This window comes from Actinomycetaceae bacterium MB13-C1-2, from assembly GCA_035621235.1.
In the GTDB taxonomy this organism is placed as follows: domain Bacteria; phylum Actinomycetota; class Actinomycetes; order Actinomycetales; family Actinomycetaceae; genus Scrofimicrobium.
In genome coordinates this window covers 903,754-926,442 of record CP141731.1, presented here as the reverse complement: position 1 = coordinate 926,442, position 22,689 = coordinate 903,754, and the positions used below count along the sequence as shown (strand labels likewise).

Sequence of the window (22,689 nt, the reverse complement as noted above, 5' to 3'; positions counted from 1 at the left end):
AGATACGCCGTTCTTGACGGGCTTTCTTAAGCGCCCGCTATAGAAGTAGTTAGGCTGAGTCACATGTCATCCCTAGTCATCCGAACTCCCGAGCCTTCCGACGTTGCTGGGCTGGCGGATCTGCTGGTTCAGGCTTGGAACAAAGCGTATCGCGGCCTCATACCCGATACGGTTCTGGACGATCCGCATGCATGGTCTCGACGTCACCGGATGTGGTCGATCATGCTGGCGGAGGCCGATCCAGAGCGAAGAATTGCTCTCGCTGAACGCTCCGGGAAGATAGTCGGCGTCGGGGTATCTCAGCCATCCGAGGAGGATCCGAAGATACGGTCCCTGTCCATCCTCTATGTTCTCGCCAACGAATATGGCACTGGCACAGGGCAGGTGCTCTTCGACGCAGTAATCTACCCGGATGAACCAAGTGATCTCTGGGTAGCCGAACCAAACCCTCGCGCGCAGGCCTTCTACAGAAAGAACGGCTTCGTGGACGGAAAAACCAGGACCTCAGAACACTGGGGCATCAAAGAAAAGCAGATGATGCGTCTCGCTACCGCTAGTTCATGAGGAAGTTCTGAATCGAGTACTGGGCACCACGTATCGTAATTGGGTCAGCCCGCCCAACGAATTATTCGTATGCGTCCGACTCGATTAGCGGCGATGGTACAGGTTCTTTGACTGGAACACCGGTTCGCTTGTTACGTTCACACCCAGACTTCGGAAGATACCCTCGTCCACCGACCCTAGAATCACCGAGGTGTGAACGTCACATCCCCGCAGTTTGGGAAGTTGGTCAAGGGCGAGGCGAGCATGCTCATTTTCGGTCGCACCGACCGCGAGGGCGATCAGTACCTCATCCGTGTGCAGTCTAGGGTTTTGACTTCCAAGACTTTCGGTCTTTAGTCTCTGAATCGGCTCGATGTTTTCCCTAGCCAGTAAGTCGATTTTCTGATCGATACCTGCCAAAGCCTTCAGTGCATTTAGCAAGAGCGCTGATGACGACCCCAATAGTGCCGAGGTCTTTCCCAACATGATTCGCCCGTCGGGAAGCTGCATCGCAGCCGCTGGGGCCTTCGTCTTCTTCTGCAGTGTCAGGGCTGGCTCCACCACAGGTCGATCGGTTTTCTCGATCCCCAACTCGCTCATCACAATCGCGATCCGGTCGCTAACCACCGGCTCTAGCTCGTCTCGTTTCTCGGCGACCAGTGCCTTGTAATAGCGACGGATCACTTCCTGTTCGGAAGCCTGACGGCATGCTTCGTCATCTGAGATGCAGAACCCCGCCATGTTCACACCCATGTCGGTAGGCGACTTATATGGGGACTCTCCAATAATCTTCTCGAAGAGATTATTTAGTACAGGGAAAACCTCAACATCACGGTTGTAGTTGACCGACTGCTCCCCGTAGGCGGCAAGGTGGAACGGATCGATCATGTTGACATCGTTCAAGTCGGCGGTAGCAGCCTCGTACGCCAAGTTCACGGGATGATCGAGCGGCAGGTTCCAAATCGGGAAGGTTTCAAACTTGGCGTAGCCCGAGGGGACTCCTCGCTTGTAGTCGTGATACATCTGAGACAGGCAGGTCGCCATCTTGCCGCTGCCAGCAGCTGGGGCCGTGACAATGACCAGATCACGAGTCGTTTCAACGTACTCGTTCTTTCCGTATCCATCGTCACTAACAATCTTCTTCACGTCAGTTGGGTAGCCCTTGATCGGGTAGTGTCGCGAGACTGTCAGTCCTGATTTCTCCAGTTTTCTCTGGAACGCACGGGCCCCCTTGTTGCCGTCCGAAAGCTGCGATATCACTACGTTCTCAACCAGCAGTCCATACGAACGGAAAGCGTCTATAAGACGTAGAACTTCCTGTTCATACGTAATCCCTATGTCGGCGCGAGTCTTGTTGTTAGCGATGTCGTTCGCGTTGATAACCATTACGACTTCGATGTCGTCCTTGATCGCGGCAAGCATCTCGATTTTGTTGTCGGGTGAGAATCCCGGGAGCACCCGCGAAGCATGCAGATCATCAAAGAGTTTGCCGCCAAACTCAAGATAGAGCTTGCCGCCGAAGCTCCTGCGTCGCTCACTGATGTGCTCTGACTGAAGGGATACGTACTTATCTCGATCAAACCCGGTAACCGTCACAGTAGAAACTTACCGGAGTTGTGGTGGCACCCGCTTGAGAGCGCCACCACAGAGACCAGCCCTACCTGTCCCGCGCGCACCGCCCGAAGAGGAACGCCAGAGTTCCACCTGCCAGAAGAAGAGCTGCAACACCGTCGATCACCACGGCTGAAGACCCCGTCGCAGGGAGTTCTGGTTGAGGCTTCTCCGGTTCTCTCGTGGGAATCTCAGGGCGGTGCGGTCAGAGATGTCCCGTTCCGGGCCGTCGGCTCGTTGGGTGAGTTCGCGTCCGTGGCCGGACTGGCAAACCCATCCTCGCTCCGGTCAGATCGAATGGTGGAGACCATGAACGACTCTCAGGACGAGTCCGTCCGCGTTGCGCCTGAACTAACTTGCAGGTGCTTGCGAAATCTCAATCACCATGGGAAACGGCTATTCCGTTCTCAAGATGATCGCGGACTTTGTTACCGCAGACGTTGACGCGGGAGGTGTTGAACTGGCCTTCGCGAAGCTAGGGCCCATCGAACGGGACACTCGCCTTACTCCAGCAACGAGTCTTCGGGAAGGACCCCGCCAAGGCCGTCATCGACGGACGTCACCCTACGGCGTCGTTTCGCGTAAGGCTCAGACTCAAGTTCAGTTCCCGACGGGGCTGACGCCGGAGTAGCGGCCTCAAGATTGGTCCCCCGCGCCTTCGAAATCCAGTTCATAACGTGGTAAACCAGAATCGCGCAAAAGGAGCCAAGAGCGATACCTTCGAACACCAGCTCGGTCGAGCCGACCTTGACGACCCAGGTGTAGTTGGCGATGCCAACAATCAGAGCAACTGCGGCAGTGTTCAGATTCACCGGGTTCGAGAAGTCAACTTTGTTTTGAACCCAAATACGAACGCCGAGCAAACCGATCATCCCGTAAAGGACCGTGGCTGCCCCTCCCAGAACCCCAGGGGGAATAGTCGAAATGATCGCACCAAACTTCGGCATCATCGACAGCGCAATAGCTGTCACTGCCGCTATTAGGTATGCAGCGGACGAGTAGACGCGTGTCGCGGCCATTACCCCGATGTTCTCGGCGTAAGTCGTCGTTCCCGAACCGCCACCAGCACCAGCCAACATCGTTGAGACGCCGTCCGCAAACAGAGCACGGCCCGTCAGATGATCGAGATTCTCGCCAGTCATTGCAGACACGGACTTGACGTGTCCTACGTTCTCCGCGATCAGCACAAAGACAACCGGGACAAACAGTCCAAGAACACTCGGGGAGAACTGAGGGGTGTGGAATTCGGGAAGGCCGATCCACGCGGCCTCGCCGATCGCCTTGAAATCCACCTGGCCCGGCTGAAGAAGAGCAGCGACATAGCCAACCAAAACCCCTACCAGAATCGAGAGGCGCCCGATTATTCCTTTGAATAGGACGGTCGTCAGAATGATCGCGACGATTGTAATTACCGCAGTTAGAGGACCTTCCTTCACCCAGTTCCAGGCGGCCGGGGCGAGGTTGAAACCGATCAGCGCAACAATCGCACCAGTCACGATGGGAGGCATGACGATGTCAATCCACTTCGCGCCCGCGAAGTGGACAATGACACCAACCAGGGCCAAGGTCGCACCGGCCGCGATGATACCGCCCAAAGCGTAGCTTTGACCCAGCGTCTGAGAGACCGCCAGGATCGGCGCGATCATCGCAAATGACGATCCGAGGTACGAGGGAATTTTTCCAGCAGTGATTAGGAAAAAGAGAATAGTTCCGATGCCGGTAAAGAACAGTGTCGTATTGGGCGGAAAGCCTGTGATCAGGGGAACCAGGAAAGTTGCACCGAACATCGCAACAACATGCTGCATGCCGATCCCGGTAGTGCGTCCCCAAGAGAGACGTTCATTTGGAAGGACTACTTCACCCGCGCCCACTTTTGCGCCGTCACCGTGAAGCTTCCATTTGAACAGGGATGTATTTTGACTCATTGTCGTCCGATCCGTATTGGTGGGCACCGAAGCGCCTGGATATACCGGTCGGAATCCCAGGATAAGGACTCGCCCCACGATTTTCAGGCCACCATCGGCTGATGGGCATAGTTGCGCTCAGGCCTTCAGTCGGCCACGATTGGAAGGACTATTCTTGCCTTTGCAAGAACGCGCAACCAGGAAGCTCACTGAGCCGTGGACAAGAACCTAGAATCTCAAGCCTCAGACCCGAAGACCCCCGCCGTTGAACTGCAGCGGCTGGCAGGTGAATACCCGAGTCTGCGCCCGCTGATCGCAATGAATCCCTCTACCTATCCAGAACTGCTGGAATGGCTCGGTAATCTGCGCGATCCCGCCGTGGATCTAGCGCTGCAACAACGCCGTGCCGCGGAGACCGCGAAACTCAACGCGGCCCCCACTGATAGTCCCCGCAGAGTGTCGGTGATCCAACGACCCGAGGGACAGGAAACGGCATCACGCATTCCCGTCAGCCAGACCCCTACCTTTGCTCCGGTTCAGGCCCAGGCGGTGGCCGCGAGCGAGGAACCCGCACGAGGACGAAATCAGTTCGTTTGGATCTGGGGAGCACTCGCTCTACTTCTTGTCGGGGCGGTTCTTGCGCTGTTCCTAATTCTTAGGGGCGCTGGAGGGTCGGAAGCTCCCGACGCAGCAACCCCTCCGGCCGTCGAAGTGGTGCAGTCGGAGCAGTCAGAGGATTTGGGACAGGACACTACTGAGGAGGAAGAGGAGCCTCAGTCGGACAAACCCACAGAGCGCCCTGATGATCCAGATGCAACGTATCCGGCCCCAGCCAATGCGATCTGGGCAGAGGTCGTCGCCTCTCCTAGCGGCAACATCGTCTGCAAGCTTGGGGACTCGGGCGCAACCTGCACCATTTCTTCTCATGTTCTGGATCAGGCAGGAATAACCAGTTGCGCATCGCAGCCAGTCACCATTCACACGACTGACTCTCTGGCCGAGTTGGGGTGCAGCGAAACACCTGTCTCGAACGAGGGTGCCGTGACACTCTCCCAGGGCGCTTATGCCATCTATGGCCAGGGAGCGTGCTACGTGGATGACAGCGCTGTGAGTTGCTGGAATACCCATAATGGGAGCGCATTCGCAATCGAACGACGTGGTTATGTGCTCCGAACAAACGGCGAAATCCCGAGTTCAGAGTTCCTCTGGTAACGGTAGTCCGAGGCGTTTCATGGACCAGAGAAGCGCTTGAAGGGCGCACAATAATTGACCGTAACAGTGCGGACCCGTCTCTGCTGAGTCGGCACCGTTACTTGGTGTAGGCCCCGTTACTTGGTATTGAGACGCATGACTGGCACGCTGGCTTGCCGATTAGCGCAATTTCCTAGCTCGCGAAAACCTTCACGAAGTTAGCGAGAATCTTCGCAGCACTATGCTCTCCAGAACCCTGGCGCCCTGTAGTGACCAGAGACTCGATGTCACCGATCCCTGAGTCGCCGGCATCGGCGAAAGCCTCGGTCTTAGCAAACATCAGTTCAGAGTCGAGTTCCGGGTTGAACTGAATTCCGTAAACGTTATCTCCGTGCCGGAATGCCTGTACCACCGTATTGAGCGAGCGGGCCAGTCTGGTCTCTCCCTCGGGCAATTCATCGACCGCGTCGCCGTGATTAACATAGGCAACGAACGCATCTGGAAGGCCCTCGAACACCGGGTCTTCCCAGGCGTCACGCGTTAGTTCGATGTCGACAATCTCTCCGAACTCCGCATCGCGACCAGACACTGAGAAACCCAGTTGGGTGCCTAGGATTCCCACCGAGCTCCCGGTGGCCAGAATTGGGGTCCCCGCAGCGAGCAGTTGTTCAAACAGTGCGGCCAATTCCTCGCGAACCCATTTTTGGGTTGAAGAAACGTAGCCGTCAGCGCTGCCCCCATAAGGGGAACCCGCGACGAACACGCCCGAGTATCTCTGTGGTTCAATCTCAGGAAGCCCCACTAAATCGAACTCGGCAAGCTCAAGCTGGCTTTCCTCGAGGCCCGCACCGCGCCGATACGCGCGGTACTCACTGGCTAGAGCTTCTTCTTCAGGGCGAGTTGAAACAAGCAGGAACGGCTTCATACCCACAACCCTAGTGTCTCAGTCCAGTCGCGTCCTCATCGGATCGAGACCTCGAGGAATCCTAAGTCTTTGAGCGTCTCCTCAGCCTGGCCTTCGTCCCAGTGAGGACCCACGGCCAATAGTCCAGGATCAACGCCTCGCTGTGGCTCTAGCGGCACCTGATACCGCTGGATTGCGAATCTTCGTGCCCCACGTTCGCGGCTCCACTGCGCTACTTCGCGCGCGTAGTCCAGCAGCTGTTCGGACGAGGGGGGTTCACCACCCAAGGCTCGAGACGAAAGCAGCCCCGGCCAAAGCGTCAGGCGAACCTCCCATGAGAAATCCGACCTACCCCCCGCGCGTGATGCGTCGTAGTCCGCCAGAACCGATAGAGTCTCGCCGGAGCGATCGGCCCCCACGGAACTTCCAGTAGCCAGTTCGTAGTCCTGAGGAAGCGCCTTTATGTCCAGGCCGACCCAGTCAAGCAGCCCCTCGTACAACAAGTATTCGAGTCTGCGCGGGTAGGCTCCGGCCGTGTGGAGACCTGTCCTGAATCCCAGTTCTCGTACCCTCTTTAGGGCGGTTTCTAGTCGGCTTCCAGGCGAGGCAGAACCCTGGACCAACGCTTCGCCACCAGAAAAGACAACCCCGTCAAGCAAGCCGCGACGTCTGGATAGCAGAGTCTCGACCTCGTCCCACGAAACGGTACCCGGGGTACGCAGATCTAGGATGTTTGCGTTGTGGCAGTATGGGCACCTCCACGGGCAACCCTGAAGAAACAGGACGGCGCAAAGATTGCCCGGCCAGTCAACCGTAGAGAATGGAACCAGGCCAGCAATCTGAAGATTCTCCGCCTCACTCAACAGGATCTCCTAACCTGAATTTCCGACCCACCTATGGTTTGCCAATCAGATAGGGGACTTTAGAGGCTGATTTATCGGCGTGTCGCCGCCCTATCTGATTGGCAAACCGGCGGAGCTATGCGAAGTTTGAGACCAGGTCGCCGTGTTTCGAGGCCGCAGACTCAGTGAAGTGCAAGCGTTCTGCGTGCTCACCCTTCTTCCCGATGTTGAACTGCGACACTGGTCGGAAGTAACCCATGACTCTGGTCCACACCTCACACGTCTGCGGTTCGGCGTCCGGGTGTTCCTCAGCGCACTTCGAACAGGTCCACTGCTCACCCTCAAGATAGCCGTGAGCTGGGCAGATAGAAAATGTTGGCGTGATAGTGATGTACGGGACCTTGAACGCAGTCAGAGTTCGCTTGACCATCTGCTTGCAGGCTTCGCCGCTACTCATCCGCTCCCCCATGTACAGGTGAAGGACGGTGCCGCCGGTGTACTTGCCTTGCAAGACCTCCTGCTGCTCCAACGCCTCGAACGGGTCTGCCGTGTACCCAACCGGGAGCTGCGACGAGTTCGTGTAGTACGGCTGATCCTCTGTTCCTGCCTGAAGGATGTCGGGGAAACGCTTCTTGTCTTCCTTGGCGAACCGATAGGTCGTTCCCTCGGCTGGTGTCGCCTCAAGGTTGTACATGTGTCCAGTCGATTCCTGCAGTTCGACCATGCGGTCACGGATGTGATCGAGGATCTCCACCGCAAGCTGGTGGCCCCTGGGATCAGTGAGGTCATACTCGTCGCCGGTGTAGTTGCGAACCATCTCGTTCATTCCGTTAACGCCAATGGTTGAAAAATGGTTGTCGAGGGAACCGAGGAAGTGGCGAGTAAAGGGGAACAGTCCGTTGTCCATCTGCTCCTGGATGACCTCACGCTTGATTTCCAAGGTGGCAGCGCCAGCGTTTACCAATCGGTCAAGCTCCGCAAGTAGGCCCTCTTTGTCACCGGGGAAACGGTAGCCCAGCCGAGCCAGGTTGACCGTGACAACCCCGATTGAACCTGTGAGTTCAGCAGAGCCAAACAGTCCATTGCCCCTCTTTAGCAGTTCCCTCAGGTCGAGCTGCAGACGGCAGCACATCGAGCGGATCATCCCGGGATCAAGGTCAGAGTTGATGAAGTTCTGGAAGTAGGGCAACCCGTACTTCGCGGTCATCTGGAACAGCAGGTCGGTGTTCGGTGAATCCCAGTCGAAGTCTTTCGTGATGTTGTAGGTCGGAATCGGGAAGGTGAAGACACGTCCTTCCGCGTCGCCCTCTTCCATTACTTCAATGAACGCACGGTTGATAACGTCCATTTCCGGCTGCAGGTCGCCGTAGCTGAACTCGCAAACCTCGCCACCAATCAGCGGGTACTGGTCACGCAGATCATCAGGACAGGTCCAGTCGAACGTCAGGTTAGTAAACGGGCACTGACTTCCCCAGCGACTGGAGACATTGAGGTTGAAGATCAGCTCTTGCATCTGCTGCTTAATCTCCTCGTACGTCATGTTGTCCAGGCGAACGAACGGCGCCATGTACGTGTCGAACGAGGAAAAAGCCTGGGCTCCAGCCCACTCGTTCTGCAACGTCCCGAGGAAGTTGACGATCTGTCCGGTCGCGGAAGAGAAGTGCTTCGGCGGCTTGGCGGCAACGGCTCCGGGAACCCCGTTAAAGCCCTCCTCAAGAAGACGCTTTAGTGACCAGCCTGCGCAATAGCCAGAGAACATATCGAGGTCATGAATGTGGATATCACCCTCGCGATGTGCAGTTGCGGCCTCTTCTGGATAACACTTTTCAAGCCAGTAGTTGGCAATCATCTTGCCCGAGGAGTTAAGGATCATTCCGCCCAGGGAATACCCCTGATTCGCATTCGCGTGCACGCGCCAGTCCGCACGTGATAGGTACTCATCAATAGTTCCCAATGCGTCAACGTCATAGCGCGCCATTTTGCTCGTCTCTCTTCGCCTCAATGCTTGCTTATTCTGATCGGCCCAGCCGGGCCTCAATCGGCCGTCCGAATGGCCTAGGGGCCGGTGAGTGCTGAACTCAATTTCTAGCCCAAATAACTAGATATCGTGGTTAGACACGCCATTCAACACTATATGTTGTACTAATCGACTGTATTACAAGCCTGTAATTTATGCATTAGGACAATTGTCCCGAACCGCATATTAGCGCCCGAAACTGCCTGCCAAAGACCTCACGGAAGCAAAAAGAAGACCACTAAATGAGACGGTAATCAGGCAAGCGGCAGCAGCGAGAATTAGGCCCGGCGAGTTTAGGGCTGCGAGGTCGACTATCTGCGCCTGGCTCACGGGCGGCGCCGTGTCCCATAGCCCGTAGGTAACTAGACCAATTCCGATCAGCGACAGGACGATTCCGAAGGCCGAGAAAGCGACGCCAATCGCTAACCCAAAGCCACCCACCTTCGGATCCCATTCGGTGGGTAGGGTCACCATGGCGCTAAGCAGGACGATCGCCAGTGCGCCAAGGACATCCGATGGGCGATGCCACGACAGGGCCATCACTGCAATCGAGGTGGCGGAGGTGACGAGGAAGCCCAACAGAGCCAATGGCCCTCTCGCTCGCAGGGGAACAACCGCGACCAGAGCAACCGCGATGGAGGCAATCACCGTTACATGCCCAGATGGGAACGAGTTCACCAACGAGTGGCCGACTCCCAGGTCGGGCCGAACCAGGACGGCCTTCAGCAACTGGGTGAGCCCGTTGGCAAGAAGCAGCATCAGAAGAACGCGGACACCGAGGGGAACACGCCGCCTGGTAACGGCAGTCCCGAAGGCAATGATGGCTGCGATTGCCACCGTCGTCTCGGAGACTAAGGAAGAAAAGCTCTCCGATAAAGGACCACCAAAGTCCAATCGCGCCTTAACGGACTGCATCGACAGGGTGTCTATTAGCTGACCTGTCGGGGTTGTCACCGCGAGAGACCAGAGTAGGGCAACCAGGATTACAGCAATTACAACGATAATCCCGCGCCGCAGGGCTACGCGATGACTAAAATCGCGTATTTGCTCGTCAAGCGCCGAATATCTCGGAGCCGACGCAGGCCAGTAATCGGTGCCAGAACTCATTTGCCTCCAAAGCTACAGAGAGAAGACTAACCTGCCAAGCTAAAGTGTTGGTGCCAGCCAGTGGGAAAGGCAGTGATTCGATGAGTCCTCAAGACGATAGCCTCGCGGGACCCGTGTCGAGTCAGTTGCTCGACTATTTGGTTCGGACCGGCTCAAAGGATGACCGCCTAGTTCACGTACAGCAGATTCCCGGCCGGAAAGAACGGACAGCTTCCTGGCCGCAGTGGGTCGATGCTCGCCTGCGCAAGGTCTACTCAGAGATGGGGATCAACTCGATCTGGTCCCACCAGAGCGAGGCGCTGACGGCCATTGCTGACGGCAACGATGTCGTTCTCTCAACCGGGACCGGCTCAGGCAAATCGCTAGCCGCCTGGGTACCAATCATCTCTGATTTGCTCGGTGCATCTGAAGACACTTCACTTGCCGCCCATCGAAACAGGCCCACCGCGCTATACCTGGCCCCTACAAAGGCCCTGGGCGCAGACCAACTTTCGCACCTCAACCGCTTAACTGCGGGACTCGATAAACCAATCAGGGTGGCCCCGGCCGACGGGGACACTTCAAGTGAGGCGAAGCAGTGGGCCCGCGCTCATGCTGACATCGTTCTGTCGAACCCGGATTTCATCCACCATGTCATGTTGCCCTCGCACGACCGGTGGACCCGCTTTCTGCGATCACTGCGGTACGTCATTGTCGACGAACTCCACTATTGGAGAGGAGTCACCGGCTCACACGTCGCCTTGGTACTTCGACGGCTATTGCGGGTTGCTCGTCACCTAGGAGCGAACCCCCAAGTCATAATGCTGTCAGCAACCGTGCAAGATCCGGAACTCGTTGGGTCTCAGATGGCCGGGTCGACCCGCGTGAGGGCGATCGTGGAGGACGGTTCACCTGCCGCTCCTCATACTCTCGTTTTGTGGCAGCCAGCTCTTCATCCCGCCGAGAAGCTGAAGAGGGAGTTTCAGGAGCAAGCCGAATTCCCCGAGTATCCGCTCCCGGCGATGAGGGTCAGTGTCTTCACGGAGGCGTCGAAGCTGACCGCGGCCTTCATGGAACGCGACGCCCGGATTCTTGCTTTCATCCGTTCCCGGTACGGTGCAGAGGCAGTCGCCGAGCAGACACGCACACTCCTTTCCAAGAAGGCATCTCCACTTTCGGGAAGAGTCTCCGCTTATCGGGGCGGTTACCTACCCGAAGAACGTCGGGAGTTGGAACGAGCTCTGCGCGATGGCGATTTGAGGGCCGTCGCCACGACCAATGCCCTGGAGTTGGGGATTGACATCGCGGGTCTTGATGCCACGATTACTACGGAGTGGCCGGGCTCCAGGGCATCTCTCTGGCAGCAGACCGGCCGTGCTGGCAGAGCAGGACGCGAGGGAGTCAGCGTTTTCATTGCCGGAGAGAATCCTCTAGACAACTATTTGATCCACAATCCGCAGAGTCTCTTTAGGGAGGTAGAACCCAACATTCTGGACCTGGCTAACCCGTATGTCTTAGCGCCGCACCTCTGCTCTGCAGCAGCTGAAATTCCCTTGACTGAGTCAGACCTACCGACGTTCGGACTGGCAAACACTGAACTTCTAGATCAACTTGTGGCCGAGGGTTTCCTGCGACGCCGTCCCGATGCCTGGCATTGGAACTTCGGACTTGAGGGACGTCCGCATGCGCTAGTTGATATTCGAGGAGGAGATCGTGAAGTTCAGATAATCGAAATTCGTTCCGGGGCGGTGATTGGCACTGTTCCTGAGGATCGCGCCGACGCGGAGGTCCACCCCGACGCGATCTACATCCATCAAGGGCAGACCTTTCACGTCCTAGAGCTAACAGCCATCAACGAAAACGCTTCACAGCGGATTGCTGTTGTGGAGCGGGTTAGTACTCCGCTGAGAACCAGGCCAGGGAAACACTCGGAGGTTCGCATCCTTGACGAACAGGAGTCGTGGACCTCTGACGATGGACTTGTCACCTGGAGCACTGGCGACACCGAGGTGAGTAGCCGGGTCACCGACTACGACACCCTGCGACTGCCACACATGGAGTTGGTGTCGAATCGCGAGCTGCAGATGCCGGAGCGGATCCTCCCGACGGTTTCTACCTGGTACACCCTGAATCCGGGGGCGCTCGCTAAGGCGGGGATTGAAACTGCGGACGTTCCAGGAGCACTTCATGCGGCGGAACACGCTGCTATTGGGATGCTCCCCCTCCTGGCCTCGTGTGATCGTTGGGATCTAGGCGGTCTTTCAATTGCCGAACACACTCAGACAGCCAGACCTACTGTTTTTGTCCATGACGCGTATCGGGGTGGCTCGGGCTACTCCTCATACGGTTTTGCCCACGCAAAAGAGTGGATGACGAAGACGCTTGAGGTGGTGGAGGGGTGTTCGTGCGAAGAAGGCTGCCCGTCGTGCATCCAGTCGCCGAAGTGTGGCAACCGGAATGAACCGCTCTCGAAGGTTGGAGCTATCGCACTGCTTCGACTTTTGGCGGAACGGTCGCCGGGACCTGAAGGGCCGTAGACAACTTCCCAGATGTACAGCGCTGAACACCGCGGAATCTCGCCTCTATCTCGGATGACTGCGTGCCCGCACAGTTCTCGATCTTGTTGTCGGCTTCCAGGCTGGAGCTTTCTAACTCTAGTCAGTCGTATGTTGGGTGGGTTCTTCTGGCGCCTGCGTCCCAGATGAGCAACGCTAGACGATGATTAGGTGTAGGTCTGGGATGACGGAGCGAATGTCTTTCGGGTCCGAGGTGACGACGACATGATCCATTTCCGCGGCGTTCAGAGCGAGGCTGACATCCACGATGTCTGAGTGGCCGGACCTGTCACAGAGGACACCCACGGCCCGAGCCGTGAACTCATCCAGGGAAACAACCCCCACAGGTGGGCTGTTCAGCAGTCGGGATACTCTGGCTTGTCGCGCGCCTCCTCGCCAAACTTGAGCAACTACTCCGGCGGGAACGGAAATCTCCACATCGCGGTCGCGTGCTTGCGTTAGCAGCGAGCGAATGGTCCAGTCTCCTCGCTCCAGTGCGATGAGGGCGCCCACATCGAGTGTTAGTCCTCGCGGCATATGGACTCCATCTGCTCTTCACCCCAGGCAACCTGCTCAGGGGTCAGTGGACCATGTTCGCTGTCTAAATCAGCCAGTAGTGCAGTGAGCGTGTCTTCACGCTCGGTCTTCCGTAGAACCTCACTTATGAACCCGGATACCGAAGGTGCGAGCCCCAACTCGACTTGTCGGCGAATCGCTTCGACCTGTTCATCCGGCAGACTTATTGCAATCTTTATGGTCATACCAGAATCATGCCGTGTATCGCCTGCTGGCAGGTCGCGACCCGGGAAATCTATTACATGCGGTAAGTCGATAAGGACGGGCACTGGCCAGATTGGGTCACCGAAGTTCACGTCCATTCCGGTTATCTGCCGGGCGAGTTTCTGAACAGCAGGGGTTGCGTTACCTGCCGGAGTGCTATCTGCCGGAGTGCCGTACTGGCGGATTGGCGTCATAGGAGAACCGGTCACGTATACCCCCACTTAACCGGTCCCATCTACCCTCCACTTAACCGGTGACGTCTACCCCCCCACCTAGGAGTGGGCGCAAGCCCGTCCCCAAACCCTCGTGGGGTCTAGCTGGGCCTGCACAAGCCTTTGCCTGGACGGTCACCGCAAAGCCCAGCAGGGTCGCCGGTCTTGAGACCTTGACGCGGATATCCCCCAGTGTGTCGACATCGCATGTGTCGAGTTGGACGCCATTCAGTTCGGCCACAGCCTGACTAGTAGCACAGCCAGTCGGCGCCGCCCCACCGGCCATGATGAGCGAAATCGGCGTGGCATCAGCGCCCGCCAAAGCTGCCATATCTGCGACGCCTTGAAGTTGACTCCGATGCGCATAGACGGACGAGGCAGCGACAACGAATGTGGCAATAATCAGCAGTGCAACGATTATTCCTACTATTGCTACCGTTGCACTCCCCTCTTCATCTCCGTGGATTGCCTCCCCCAACGAAGCATCCGTTGCGTAACGTAATTCGTCTCCCGCCTCACCCCCCTCCGCGGTACAGCCCGTTGCGTAACGTAATTCGTCTCCCACCTCACCCCTCTCCGTGGTGTAGCTCGGTTCGTAACGCACATGGTTAGGGGTCATGGTTGGCTCCCGAGAAGTGCCCATGGGATAGCGTTTTCGTAAGTTCCGCTCACCTTGCATTCAAGGGCGCCGACACTCCATCCGCCGAGTTGAGCGGCGGCCTTCGTGCCACGAACCGTAAAGCTCGATCCTTCGCTGGTCACCGACATGGACGAGCCAGTTCCTTCTGCGACGGACGCCCCAAGCGAGTGCGCCCTGGCCTCCTGCCGTACCTGATCGCAAAGTGCCGCTTTGGACGTCCCTGCCCCGACTACGGTGAGTGTCAACGCTAGGACTAGAAACAGTGATCCCAGTCCGAGCGCCAACTCGACCGTAACCATCCCAGACTCTGGATGGTCGGTCGGCGGCTCTTCAAACGTAGATTTCATGATTGCTGGGGGAGATCGAAGCTACATCAAATGCTCAGCGCTGTCTGGATAATGCTGTTGAGCATGGCCTTCACTCCACCAGACTTGAGCACCGCCAAAAGTAAGCCCGCAAATGCGGCGGTAGCTACTGCTCCGATGGCATACTCAACCGTCGTCGACCCCTCCTCGTCTTCGCTAGCAGACAACGGCTGTCGCAGACCACTTCGCTCCATGTACCGCTCGCTTTCAATGGACAGGTTGACCCATGCCCTAACGACTGCATCCTTGACTGGTCTCATTTACTTACCTTTCTCGTTGGCTGCCACTCGGCCCACGCGGGTGACATGCAATCTCTGGTTGGACCAATGGGACTCGATCCTGGGCCTTCACGCCAGTGCTTTTCCGTTGGCCTGTGGACTCATCGCCAAGACCCCTCCAGTGGATAAGTGGCTGTTAGTAGCTACTGCTACGTCACCCAATCAGGCCCCCAAGTTCTCCTCCGACCAGCGAAAAGAAGACCGGCACCAAACCAAGAATGATGAAGGATGGAAGTAGCAACAGGCCCAGAGGAAAGGCCAACTTAACGCCCAGCTTCTCTGCGGCTTTCTTCGCCTCGCTCGCGGCGCTGGCCCTCGCATGTTCCGCAACACCCGCCAGCAACGCGGTGGGTGAGATGCCGTCAACCCAAGCTGGTTCCAATGCGCGGTACAGCAGTTCTCCGGTATCGGGAAGAGGATCCCACGCTTCATGCCATGTGGCCCCAAGTTCCAGTTCTTTGCCGATTCGCCCGTACTCCCTCTCGCCCGAGGCAGACCCGATCGCGCTCAATACCAGAGGAATCGCCATTCCGCCCTGCAAACCCGAGACGGCCAGGTCGCAGTAAACAGGCGCCCTATGCTTCCCCTGGCCGGCGCGCATGGCACGCCTGGCCATTCCCCGACTAACGCCATTGCCGAGGGCCGCGAGCGCCACCCCCAAAACCAGCAACAGCACCTGGCTAGCGCCATCGAAAAACCACTCGATTGGGTGGGCCCCAAGCGCCTCGCCACCCAGCAGTCCGACAAGGGGCAGCGCAGACAGGACCCGTACTGAAACTCTCGGACCCGAGAAAGCGACCTGCAGGGCCTGATCTGCCCGCTCCCGTTCAGAAAGTGCGTGGGAAGTTCTTTCTAGGACTGCCGCGAGCGGAGCTCCTGTCTGCTCTGCGAAGCGCATACTGACGAGGGCGATCTGTCCCGCTTCTCCCGAACGCTCAAGGATGCCCTCAACGTCCAAGACCTCCTCGCCACCCGGCCTGAGAACGCGACTCAGAGTGCGTTTCCAAGCCTTTCGGGGGGATTCTCCCGCACGCAGTCGAGACGCGGTTTCAGCGCAAATTGAGATTAGTTCAGACTCCTCCAGTTTTCCCGGCTTCTTTTCGCAATGTATCCGCCCTGTTTGTGAGCACCTCGTTGGGAGGAGTTTTTCCAGACGAATCGCGGTCGCCGTTCTCTGCCATGCCCAGAGACCAAACAACCCCATGATGGATAGAGCCAATCCGACAAGAGCGCCATCTGCGGACATGATTAGGGCCCGCGCCGCGGGTCGGAACTGGCAGACAAACAACTCTTGGCGGGTCCAAACTGATCACCTTGCGCTGCCCTGGACCTATGGATCTCTATCCCTTGTAGGACCCCATCAGTTGACCGCAACTCCCCCAGAGCTACGACCCTCCTTATTCCCACCTGGTCCCGACTCAGAAAAACCAACAGGTCAAATGCTCGACCCGCCAGGGCACTGACCGCCTGTTGATCCATTCCACCCAGGGCGCCCAACGCGAAGAGTCGCGCTGGGACATCCTCAATCGAGTTTGCATGAATGGTTGCACAACTTCCGCTATGACCGGTGTTCATTGCCGTGAGTACCTCACGCACCTCGGAACCCCGACATTCCCCCAGTACCAGTCGATCCGGTCTCATTCGCACGGCGGCGCGTACCAGGTCGTCTAGAGAGACTTCGCCTTTACCCTCTACATTTGCCGCCCTAGATTGAAGCCTCACGACGTGAGGATGATCTATCGTCAACTCGCTTACTTCCTCGATACACACGATGCGCTTGTCGTGTGGGACTTCGCTAAGGAGTGTGGCAAGCAGTGTGGTTTTCCCGGCACCGGTCCCTCCACAGATAAGTAGAGAATTGGCCTGCTTGACCGCATTCAAGAGAATCTCGGCTGTATCTAGATCCAGCGATCCTCCTTCCACAAGATCTTTGACAGAGAACGGTTCGGTACGCACCACCCGAAGGGAGATCGCTACTCCCTGCCGAGAGACCGGTGGCAGTACGGCATGAAGTCGAAACCGATCTCCCAGGACCGCATCAACCACAGGACTTGCGTCATCCAGTCTCCTTCCGGCCGCGGCCGCCATTCGTACGGCTAAGCTTCTAACTTCATCTGCGTTCCCGAGGTCCAATGAGGTTCGTTCCAGCCCTGCGCCTCGGTCAAGCCAGGTGGTCGTCTCGTTTATCAAGACATCCGTTACCCCCTTCTTGAGGAGCAGTTTCATCACCGAGACAGGCATCCCCAATTGAGCTGCACTCAGTTCCTCCCAAGCGCTAAGCCGCATCCCGGAAGCCAGATACTCCGGACTCGTTTCTGCCACAGCCGTGGCAATACGTTCACCTTGCGCCGCGAGTCGTCGGGAACGAATTAGGGCGTTAGATCCCTTCAGCAATACGCCTCCAACCCCGCAGCGATTTCGGATTTGGTGCACGCCTGCGCTGGAGGTGGAATCTCTGCTCTGCCACGGAGAAGAGCGATGAGACCCTCCCGACCGTCAAGACACTAAGTCGCGCATTCAAAGAGTCCGCGTCTAGCGCGGTGAATGCGCGAACGGCCGGTTCCACATACCGGTCCGTTGCGCGGCCCAGAAGTACTGGACGGACCTCCTGGCCCGCTTGAGCCAACTCGTCCCAGAGTCGAGCCATCCCCCTGACGTCGCCACCACAGTCGATCACACTCACCCGGGGAGAAGCAGTCGCCACGGCGACGACCTGTTCCGGGCGAGGTCGAAGTGGACCGGGACTAGCACTGGTAAGTGTCGGCACACCACTGACTCGTGGGAGCGCTGCGATTGCCGCCGCTCCCGGCGGCATATCAAGAGCGTCAATGTCTTCCCAGAAGAGAAGTTCCAATCCGTTTAGGAAGGGGAAGCTCGGCGTGGCGGAAGCGTCCAGTACGACTCCGCCCAGAGTTTCGGCCAACGCGAAAGCTGAAGTAGTAACTCCGGAGCCTCCATGCCAAGAGCCCAGCAAGATTGAACTACCCGATGTAGTTTCATCGTCTGCCCAGTCCCGAACTAGTCGCATCAAGTCCTCGGCGTCTTCCGGCAAAACCATATCCGGCGCTTCCAAGTCTGCAGATGCATCCCTGATCGCTGGCTCGCAGAGCACCCTTATCCACCCGACTGGCAACTCAGTGGAGAAATTCGATCCAGTCTCGGTCAGAAGCAGGGCACTCTGCGGTAGCTTTCGATCCGGAGATTCCTTCGCTTGACCCCGAAGCGGTATCGGACTTACCCCAGCGATTTCACAAAGATCCCGCACGACTGATTCCAGTCGCGCGTTCTGAAACGCTGTATATATTGGTCCTCGGTCAGTACTTGCCACAGCCTCATTTCAGCGTGAAAAGGACGGTGGTTCCAGAAGCGAGAACGCAACCTGTGTGACAGTTCCTCAAGCCCAGGCTGTGGAAAATCATCTGTGAAGATAGCGTCGGCAGGCGAGGCAGATCTACCTATTCAGTTCGAGTAGTCGAGAGTCTGACCTGCCTGAACGCTCCTGGCGATTAGTTTGCCACTCGCGCATCCATCAATAAGGGATTCCAGAAGGAACCTATGCCATTGTTCGGTTGAACCTAGCTCCATTAATGCGCTGAACTTTTGTTGATTCTGACTCGCGCGCGCAGAAAGAATCGCCACTCCCGTCGGTTCGACTCCGGTTCGCGCGAGCAACCACTTAACAAACAGAAAACCCGTAGGCAGATTTCCAAAAGCGAATGGTTTGCTGGTCAGCATTAGCCTGAGCACCTCGGCGCTTCGTGCAGTAGCCGACACCGAGGTGTCATCTGCAACACGCATGATCGACCGTAGAACGTCCGGTTCCTGCGGCACCGCCACCTTCGTTCCCGACATCTGTCCCGTAGCAACCAGAAACGAACAGATCTCCTTATTGAGCGAGGCGAGAACTGAGGGAACCGCTCTCGAACCCGTGGTCCTTGCGTCCCGCGTATTAAGAGGAGGTAACTCTGACTCCAAATGCCACACGGCCCTCCAGATCCCTAGCATTGCTGCGGACGCCGCCTCTGTGTCCTCATCCGGCGACTGCCCCTGTTCAATTCGCATTGTCATCTCACGAAGCTCAGTTGCGCTCCCTCGAGCCCCCTCCATCCATGCAAGAAGGACGGCTTCCTGCACGGCGGCCTCAGCCCTCGCCTCTTCCCACCCTCGCCGTAGTCCTTCGGCGAACCTGAGGTCGGCACAGGTTCGGTGGACCTGATCTTCGAGAACCTTGATTGAGGGAGCTACGCTGTCGCTCGGTTCGATCTGTGATGACTGCACAGACCAACCGTAACGCTGGCCGCCAAGCCCGACTACTGTGAAGGCATGACAGAGCGCAGGAAAAATACACCAGTTACAAACACTGGCCGTACTGGCGCTAGCGTCGCGCTGCTGTCATCATTTACCGCCCCTCTGGGACTACTGCTTCTATATTCCTCATCGGCCGCCGTAATGGAAGCCGCAGCTGAGGGCACCCCTCTATCGTCATACATTGGGATGGTTGGAATTCTGGTTGGCGGCCTCATCCTATTTGCTCTCGGCGTGCTCTCCACGGCAAGTTCTACCGCTCTCTATGTCTTGACCGCTTGGGCCGGAGTCCTCGCACTAGTCTTTACCGTGCCACGTTCCGTCAGGGAGTCACCCTTTGGTAGACGCTGGTTCGCGTTCGACGTGGTCTTGGCCCCGCTCACTTGGAGTTGGTTGCCCCTACTAATCTTTTGCGCTTGTGTCGGAGCGACAGTCTCTGTGATCTTGGTTCGTCGTTGGCAGCAGGAGGCCGCCCCACTCGCCGAACCAACCGTACTAAGGGACAAGAATGCCCAAAATGGTGCGATCTCGATATTGGTCTCGCTGGTGCTGGTCGCAGTCTTGTGGGTCACCGTCGTGGAGCAAGCTCCAGCGAATCTTGAGCCGTTCGCTCTTTTCGGAGCGCAGGGACTGAACATGCCTGCAAGATCCGGCGTCGCCTTAGCGATCTCTTGCGGGGTTGTGTTTATCCTGGCCGTCTCCACTGCGCACTCGACGCTGGGCGTAACTGTCGGGGCAACGCTGCTGATGCTATTGCCCGGTCTTTTGCTTATCCCCCTTTGGGGCACTCTAACGGGACAGGTGGCAACGCCTTCGGCTCCAGCAGAGACGATGGTTGCTCTCGCCTCGCCTGTGATGGCGACGATAGGTGCGACGCTTCTCGGGACAACCGTTCCAATCCACTACCTTCGCCTTGCCGGGTGGAATCCTGAGACCCAGTCGGTGAGTCAGGACTGAAACTGCGGCCTCGGGCAGTAGGTTTGGCGTGAAATACGTTTAGTCAGGAGGCCACCGTGTCCCAACGTAACCAGGACCCAGAAGAGTCCGAAATCTTGACCGGTGAGGAAGTGTCACTCGATTCCTCAGCCGAGGTAACCGATGCCGACCTGGTCGGGAACGTTTCTACCGCAACCGAAACCGTGGTTGATGAGGCTCCGGGCACCGCTTTCCCAGAGGTCATTGACAGCGTCGATGAGACTGTCAGTCTTCCCGTTGAGGTCGGCGACCTTCAGACCATAGACGAACCGCTTCCGCCGGTGGATGTTCTACAAGGTCGTGCCGATGACACCGAGTCAACACACATAACTCGACGTTCGCTGCTCACAGGCTCAAATGAGACAGACAGTAGCTACACGGAGCCAACCTTCACAGAGGCGACCGTGGTTCCAGTTGAAGAAACGACGGTTGCTCCAGCCTCGGGATACACCTACGATCCGACCTCATCAGCAGACAACATGGTTCTGGCCGATGCCACCGTCCTGCCGACTATCCGCTCGAAGTCTGGGACTCGCTGGCTCACCTCGGTGTTGACGGTGTTACTGACGCCGGTCGCCTGGTACCTGCTAAGTGATGCTGGGGCGCGACTTGCTTTTGCCCCCGGGAACCCCTGGGAGACTTCTGTCATCAACCCAGCTGCCCTAATCGAGCTAGGAATCGGGTTGTTAGTCGTTGCGCTCATCGCATTCCTCGCCGCACAGTCCAGTCTGGGACTGCTTATCTCCGGGGTTGTGATGTTCGTGGTCGGATCGATCTTCCTTATCTCCCCCGTCCTCGCCCAGCAGTTGGTAGACGACAATCTCACGGGAATCAGAAACCTAAACGCGTTTGGCGGCAATGTCGTCGGCTGCTTCGAGCTAACAGGCTTCTCCGGTCTACTTACGGTTGCTGGATTCTTCATGGCCGCCCTGGCAGTCGCTCTAGCTTACGTACGCCGGGCAGGACGTCGGGAAGAGGCCACCCGGGCACTGGTCGCCGCTACCAATCCAGAAGGACTAAAAGCGCACTGGGCGCGGAAAGCAACCAACAAATCAAAGTAGATCTTCCTTTGAGGAAGCTGGCACCCCTCGTTCGTCCGGTATTGTGAACGAGGGCCATCTTCTCCTCGCAGTACCAAGCGATGAGAAAAATGCCCTGGTATGGCCCTATGATTGACGTGGGAGCCATCACAGAGTCCCACCGCGTCAGTTCGGCGCCACGAAGACCCCAAAGAATGAAATCGGAGCAAAGATGAGCCTCGACAACCAGTTCATCAGCCGCGTACCTCTGTTCGCGGGCTTGAACGAACAGCAGTTTGCGGCACTTGCTGCAAGGACCTCCCACACGTCTCTTCGCCGTGGTGAGGTTCTGTTCGAAGAGGGCGATCCCGGAGAGCGCCTTTACATAATCACAGAGGGCAAGATCAAGCTCGGTCACAGTAGCGATGACGGACGTGAGTCCCTGCTGGCGATTCTGGGCCCCGGCGAGATCATCGGCGAGTTGACCCTGTTTGATCCGGGTCCGCGCTCAACCACCGCCACTGCAGTGTCTTCCGCCTCACTGCTTTCATTGGACCACACCGACCTCATGTCGGTGCTGGACACCAGCCCTGAGGTGGCGAAGCATATGTTGCGCGCGTTAGCCCAGCGTCTGCGCCGCACCAACGAATCCCTCTCGGACCTAGTCTTCTCAGACGTTCCGGGACGAGTCGCTAAGTCGCTTCTGGATCTTGCTGATCGTTTTGGAACGGTGACCGACAGCGGGGTCCACGTCCCTCACGACCTCACCCAGGAAGAGCTGGCTCAACTGGTCGGCGCTTCACGTGAGACCGTAAACAAGTCCCTGGCAGACTTCGTTTCGCGGGGATGGATTCGCCTTGAGGGGCGCGCAGTCACGCTACTTGACGTTGATCGGTTGGCTCGCCGAGCACGCTAGACCAGTCGTGAACGAGGGGATCCTGCGCTTTCAGCAGGATCCCCTGTTTTTGCGTTACTTAGTATGTGACAAGCCGTTCTTTGACGAACTCTCGGACAGAAACGGCTAGCCAGACGCCAGAAACCTTAACAACGCGCCCAGCAAAACAACACGTTCAGGGCTTAGGGCGGTCTTAACGAGTCGCTGCGCCGTGGACAGCCAACGAACACGCGAAATCCATTCGTCCCCGCGGTCCTGAAACCACAGGTGCGAGTACGTGAACCAGTGGGTGACCGCTCAGGCCGAAGGACTCCCCCTAAAATAAAGCCCCAGGCGCGAGTACGTGAAGCTACTCCGACTTCGGGCGCTTCAGGTACGCAACCAGGTTCTCGGGGTTGGACGGTCCGGGTACAACCTGAACCAGTTCCCAACCGTCATCACCCCAGGTATCGAGAATGCCCTTGGTGTTGTGGATAAGCAGCGGAATTGTTACGTATTCCCATTTCGTCATGAGCCAAACCTTACTGGTCAGGGGGCCAAAACACGACCCATAGTCTCTTGATCCGG

22 protein-coding genes are annotated in these 22,689 nt (G+C 57.5%); 6 read left to right on the top strand and 16 right to left on the bottom strand.

From position 1 onward, the window contains the following. Positions 1–63 precede the first annotated feature (63 nt). Positions 64–564 carry a GNAT family N-acetyltransferase gene (locus U6G28_04135; protein WRS30881.1) on the top strand — a complete coding sequence of 167 codons (501 nt, stop codon included), beginning with the start codon at positions 64–66 and terminating at the stop codon, positions 562–564. Between the two features lie 84 nt (positions 565–648). Here U6G28_04135 and U6G28_04130 read toward each other — a convergent pair whose 3' ends face one another. After that, complete coding sequence (locus U6G28_04130) at positions 649–2,139, bottom strand: DUF1846 domain-containing protein (GenBank protein ID WRS30880.1); 1,491 nt, start codon at positions 2,137–2,139, stop codon at positions 649–651. 518 nt (positions 2,140–2,657) lie between these two features. Further along, the gene (locus U6G28_04125) at positions 2,658–4,079 is read right to left on the bottom strand and encodes a solute carrier family 23 protein (GenBank protein WRS30879.1); all 1,422 of its coding nucleotides are present in this window, start codon (positions 4,077–4,079) and stop codon (positions 2,658–2,660) included. 195 nt (positions 4,080–4,274) lie between these two features. Between U6G28_04125 and U6G28_04120 the strand changes: the two genes are divergently transcribed. Beyond that, a complete protein-coding gene (locus tag U6G28_04120) occupies positions 4,275–5,270 on the top strand; it encodes a hypothetical protein (GenBank protein WRS30878.1) in 996 nt (331 codons plus the stop codon). Positions 5,271–5,442: 172 nt separating this feature from the next. Here the strand turns inward: U6G28_04120 and U6G28_04115 are convergent, their stop codons facing one another. The 4 genes from U6G28_04115 to U6G28_04100 all read right to left on the bottom strand — a co-directional run bounded on the left by U6G28_04115 (position 5,443) and on the right by U6G28_04100 (position 10,119). After that, positions 5,443–6,174 (bottom strand): glutamine amidotransferase, encoded by a 732-nt coding sequence (locus U6G28_04115; protein WRS30877.1) that lies wholly within the window; start codon positions 6,172–6,174, stop codon positions 5,443–5,445. 35 nt (positions 6,175–6,209) lie between these two features. Then, positions 6,210–7,016, bottom strand: coding sequence for an anaerobic ribonucleoside-triphosphate reductase activating protein (locus U6G28_04110; protein WRS30876.1), 807 nt, complete (start codon positions 7,014–7,016; stop codon positions 6,210–6,212). Positions 7,017–7,131: 115 nt separating this feature from the next. Further along, positions 7,132–8,973 carry a ribonucleoside triphosphate reductase gene (locus U6G28_04105; GenBank protein WRS30875.1) on the bottom strand — a complete coding sequence of 614 codons (1,842 nt, stop codon included), beginning with the start codon at positions 8,971–8,973 and terminating at the stop codon, positions 7,132–7,134. 225 nt (positions 8,974–9,198) lie between these two features. Then, positions 9,199–10,119, bottom strand: a complete 921-nt coding sequence (locus U6G28_04100; GenBank protein ID WRS30874.1) for a phosphatase PAP2 family protein — start codon at positions 10,117–10,119, stop codon at positions 9,199–9,201. An 80-nt stretch (positions 10,120–10,199) separates the two neighbouring features. On the opposite strand from U6G28_04100, the gene U6G28_04095 reads away from it, so the two are divergent. Next, the gene (locus U6G28_04095) at positions 10,200–12,635 is read left to right on the top strand and encodes a DEAD/DEAH box helicase (protein ID WRS30873.1); all 2,436 of its coding nucleotides are present in this window, start codon (positions 10,200–10,202) and stop codon (positions 12,633–12,635) included. A gap of 174 nt (positions 12,636–12,809) precedes the next feature. Here the strand turns inward: U6G28_04095 and U6G28_04090 are convergent, their stop codons facing one another. The 9 genes from U6G28_04090 to U6G28_04050 form a co-directional block, all read right to left on the bottom strand. Next, positions 12,810–13,190 carry a PIN domain nuclease gene (locus U6G28_04090; GenBank protein ID WRS30872.1) on the bottom strand — a complete coding sequence of 127 codons (381 nt, stop codon included), beginning with the start codon at positions 13,188–13,190 and terminating at the stop codon, positions 12,810–12,812. After that, entirely contained in the window at positions 13,175–13,642 is a 468-nt protein-coding gene (locus U6G28_04085) for a hypothetical protein (protein WRS30871.1), read from the bottom strand. The genes U6G28_04090 and U6G28_04085 overlap by 16 nt, the downstream gene beginning before the upstream one ends. A 37-nt stretch (positions 13,643–13,679) precedes the next feature. Then, entirely contained in the window at positions 13,680–14,264 is a 585-nt protein-coding gene (locus U6G28_04080; GenBank protein ID WRS30870.1) for an Rv3654c family TadE-like protein, read from the bottom strand. Next, positions 14,261–14,632, bottom strand: a complete 372-nt coding sequence (locus U6G28_04075) for a hypothetical protein (GenBank protein ID WRS30869.1) — start codon at positions 14,630–14,632, stop codon at positions 14,261–14,263. Before U6G28_04075 ends, U6G28_04080 begins: the two co-directional genes overlap by 4 nt. A gap of 26 nt (positions 14,633–14,658) precedes the next feature. Further along, complete coding sequence (locus U6G28_04070) at positions 14,659–14,844, bottom strand: DUF4244 domain-containing protein (GenBank protein WRS31191.1); 186 nt, start codon at positions 14,842–14,844, stop codon at positions 14,659–14,661. Between the two features lie 238 nt (positions 14,845–15,082). Then, complete coding sequence (locus U6G28_04065; protein ID WRS30868.1) at positions 15,083–16,174, bottom strand: hypothetical protein; 1,092 nt, start codon at positions 16,172–16,174, stop codon at positions 15,083–15,085. A 2-nt stretch (positions 16,175–16,176) separates the two neighbouring features. Next, positions 16,177–17,322, bottom strand: coding sequence for a TadA family conjugal transfer-associated ATPase (locus U6G28_04060; GenBank protein WRS30867.1), 1,146 nt, complete (start codon positions 17,320–17,322; stop codon positions 16,177–16,179). Beyond that, complete coding sequence (locus U6G28_04055; GenBank protein WRS30866.1) at positions 17,306–18,256, bottom strand: hypothetical protein; 951 nt, start codon at positions 18,254–18,256, stop codon at positions 17,306–17,308. The genes U6G28_04060 and U6G28_04055 overlap by 17 nt, the downstream gene beginning before the upstream one ends. Positions 18,257–18,387: 131 nt before the next feature. Continuing rightward, a complete protein-coding gene (locus U6G28_04050; protein ID WRS30865.1) occupies positions 18,388–19,206 on the bottom strand; it encodes a hypothetical protein in 819 nt (272 codons plus the stop codon). A 45-nt stretch (positions 19,207–19,251) separates the two neighbouring features. Between U6G28_04050 and U6G28_04045 the strand changes: the two genes are divergently transcribed. From U6G28_04045 to U6G28_04035, 3 genes are all read left to right on the top strand, one after another. Continuing rightward, positions 19,252–20,190, top strand: a complete 939-nt coding sequence (locus tag U6G28_04045) for a hypothetical protein (protein ID WRS30864.1) — start codon at positions 19,252–19,254, stop codon at positions 20,188–20,190. Between the two features lie 56 nt (positions 20,191–20,246). After that, positions 20,247–21,269 carry a hypothetical protein gene (locus U6G28_04040; GenBank protein ID WRS30863.1) on the top strand — a complete coding sequence of 341 codons (1,023 nt, stop codon included), beginning with the start codon at positions 20,247–20,249 and terminating at the stop codon, positions 21,267–21,269. A gap of 190 nt (positions 21,270–21,459) precedes the next feature. Further along, positions 21,460–22,143: a Crp/Fnr family transcriptional regulator gene (locus U6G28_04035; GenBank protein ID WRS30862.1), complete on the top strand. Its 684-nt coding sequence runs from the start codon at positions 21,460–21,462 to the stop codon at positions 22,141–22,143. Between the two features lie 328 nt (positions 22,144–22,471). On the opposite strand, the gene U6G28_04030 is transcribed toward U6G28_04035, so the two are convergent. Further along, the gene (locus U6G28_04030) at positions 22,472–22,633 is read right to left on the bottom strand and encodes a hypothetical protein (protein WRS30861.1); all 162 of its coding nucleotides are present in this window, start codon (positions 22,631–22,633) and stop codon (positions 22,472–22,474) included. Positions 22,634–22,689 lie beyond the last annotated feature (56 nt).

Excerpts from the sequence above, each read along its gene's own strand:
- U6G28_04135 (WRS30881.1), top strand. The coding sequence starts at position 64 with ATGTCATCCCTAGTCATCCGAACTCCCGAGCCTTCCGACGTTGCTGGG.
- U6G28_04125 (WRS30879.1), bottom strand. The coding sequence starts at position 4,079 with ATGAGTCAAAATACATCCCTGTTCAAATGGAAGCTTCACGGTGACGGC.
- U6G28_04115 (WRS30877.1), bottom strand. The coding sequence starts at position 6,174 with ATGAAGCCGTTCCTGCTTGTTTCAACTCGCCCTGAAGAAGAAGCTCTA.
- U6G28_04105 (WRS30875.1), bottom strand. The coding sequence starts at position 8,973 with ATGGCGCGCTATGACGTTGACGCATTGGGAACTATTGATGAGTACCTA.
- U6G28_04100 (WRS30874.1), bottom strand. The coding sequence starts at position 10,119 with ATGAGTTCTGGCACCGATTACTGGCCTGCGTCGGCTCCGAGATATTCG.
- U6G28_04095 (WRS30873.1), top strand. The coding sequence starts at position 10,200 with ATGAGTCCTCAAGACGATAGCCTCGCGGGACCCGTGTCGAGTCAGTTG.
- U6G28_04090 (WRS30872.1), bottom strand. The coding sequence starts at position 13,190 with ATGCCGCGAGGACTAACACTCGATGTGGGCGCCCTCATCGCACTGGAG.
- U6G28_04080 (WRS30870.1), bottom strand. The coding sequence starts at position 14,264 with ATGACCCCTAACCATGTGCGTTACGAACCGAGCTACACCACGGAGAGG.
- U6G28_04075 (WRS30869.1), bottom strand. The coding sequence starts at position 14,632 with ATGAAATCTACGTTTGAAGAGCCGCCGACCGACCATCCAGAGTCTGGG.
- U6G28_04070 (WRS31191.1), bottom strand. The coding sequence starts at position 14,844 with ATGGAGCGAAGTGGTCTGCGACAGCCGTTGTCTGCTAGCGAAGACGAG.
- U6G28_04065 (WRS30868.1), bottom strand. The coding sequence starts at position 16,174 with ATGTCCGCAGATGGCGCTCTTGTCGGATTGGCTCTATCCATCATGGGG.
- U6G28_04045 (WRS30864.1), top strand. The coding sequence starts at position 19,252 with ATGACAGAGCGCAGGAAAAATACACCAGTTACAAACACTGGCCGTACT.
- U6G28_04035 (WRS30862.1), top strand. The coding sequence starts at position 21,460 with ATGAGCCTCGACAACCAGTTCATCAGCCGCGTACCTCTGTTCGCGGGC.
- U6G28_04030 (WRS30861.1), bottom strand. The coding sequence starts at position 22,633 with ATGACGAAATGGGAATACGTAACAATTCCGCTGCTTATCCACAACACC.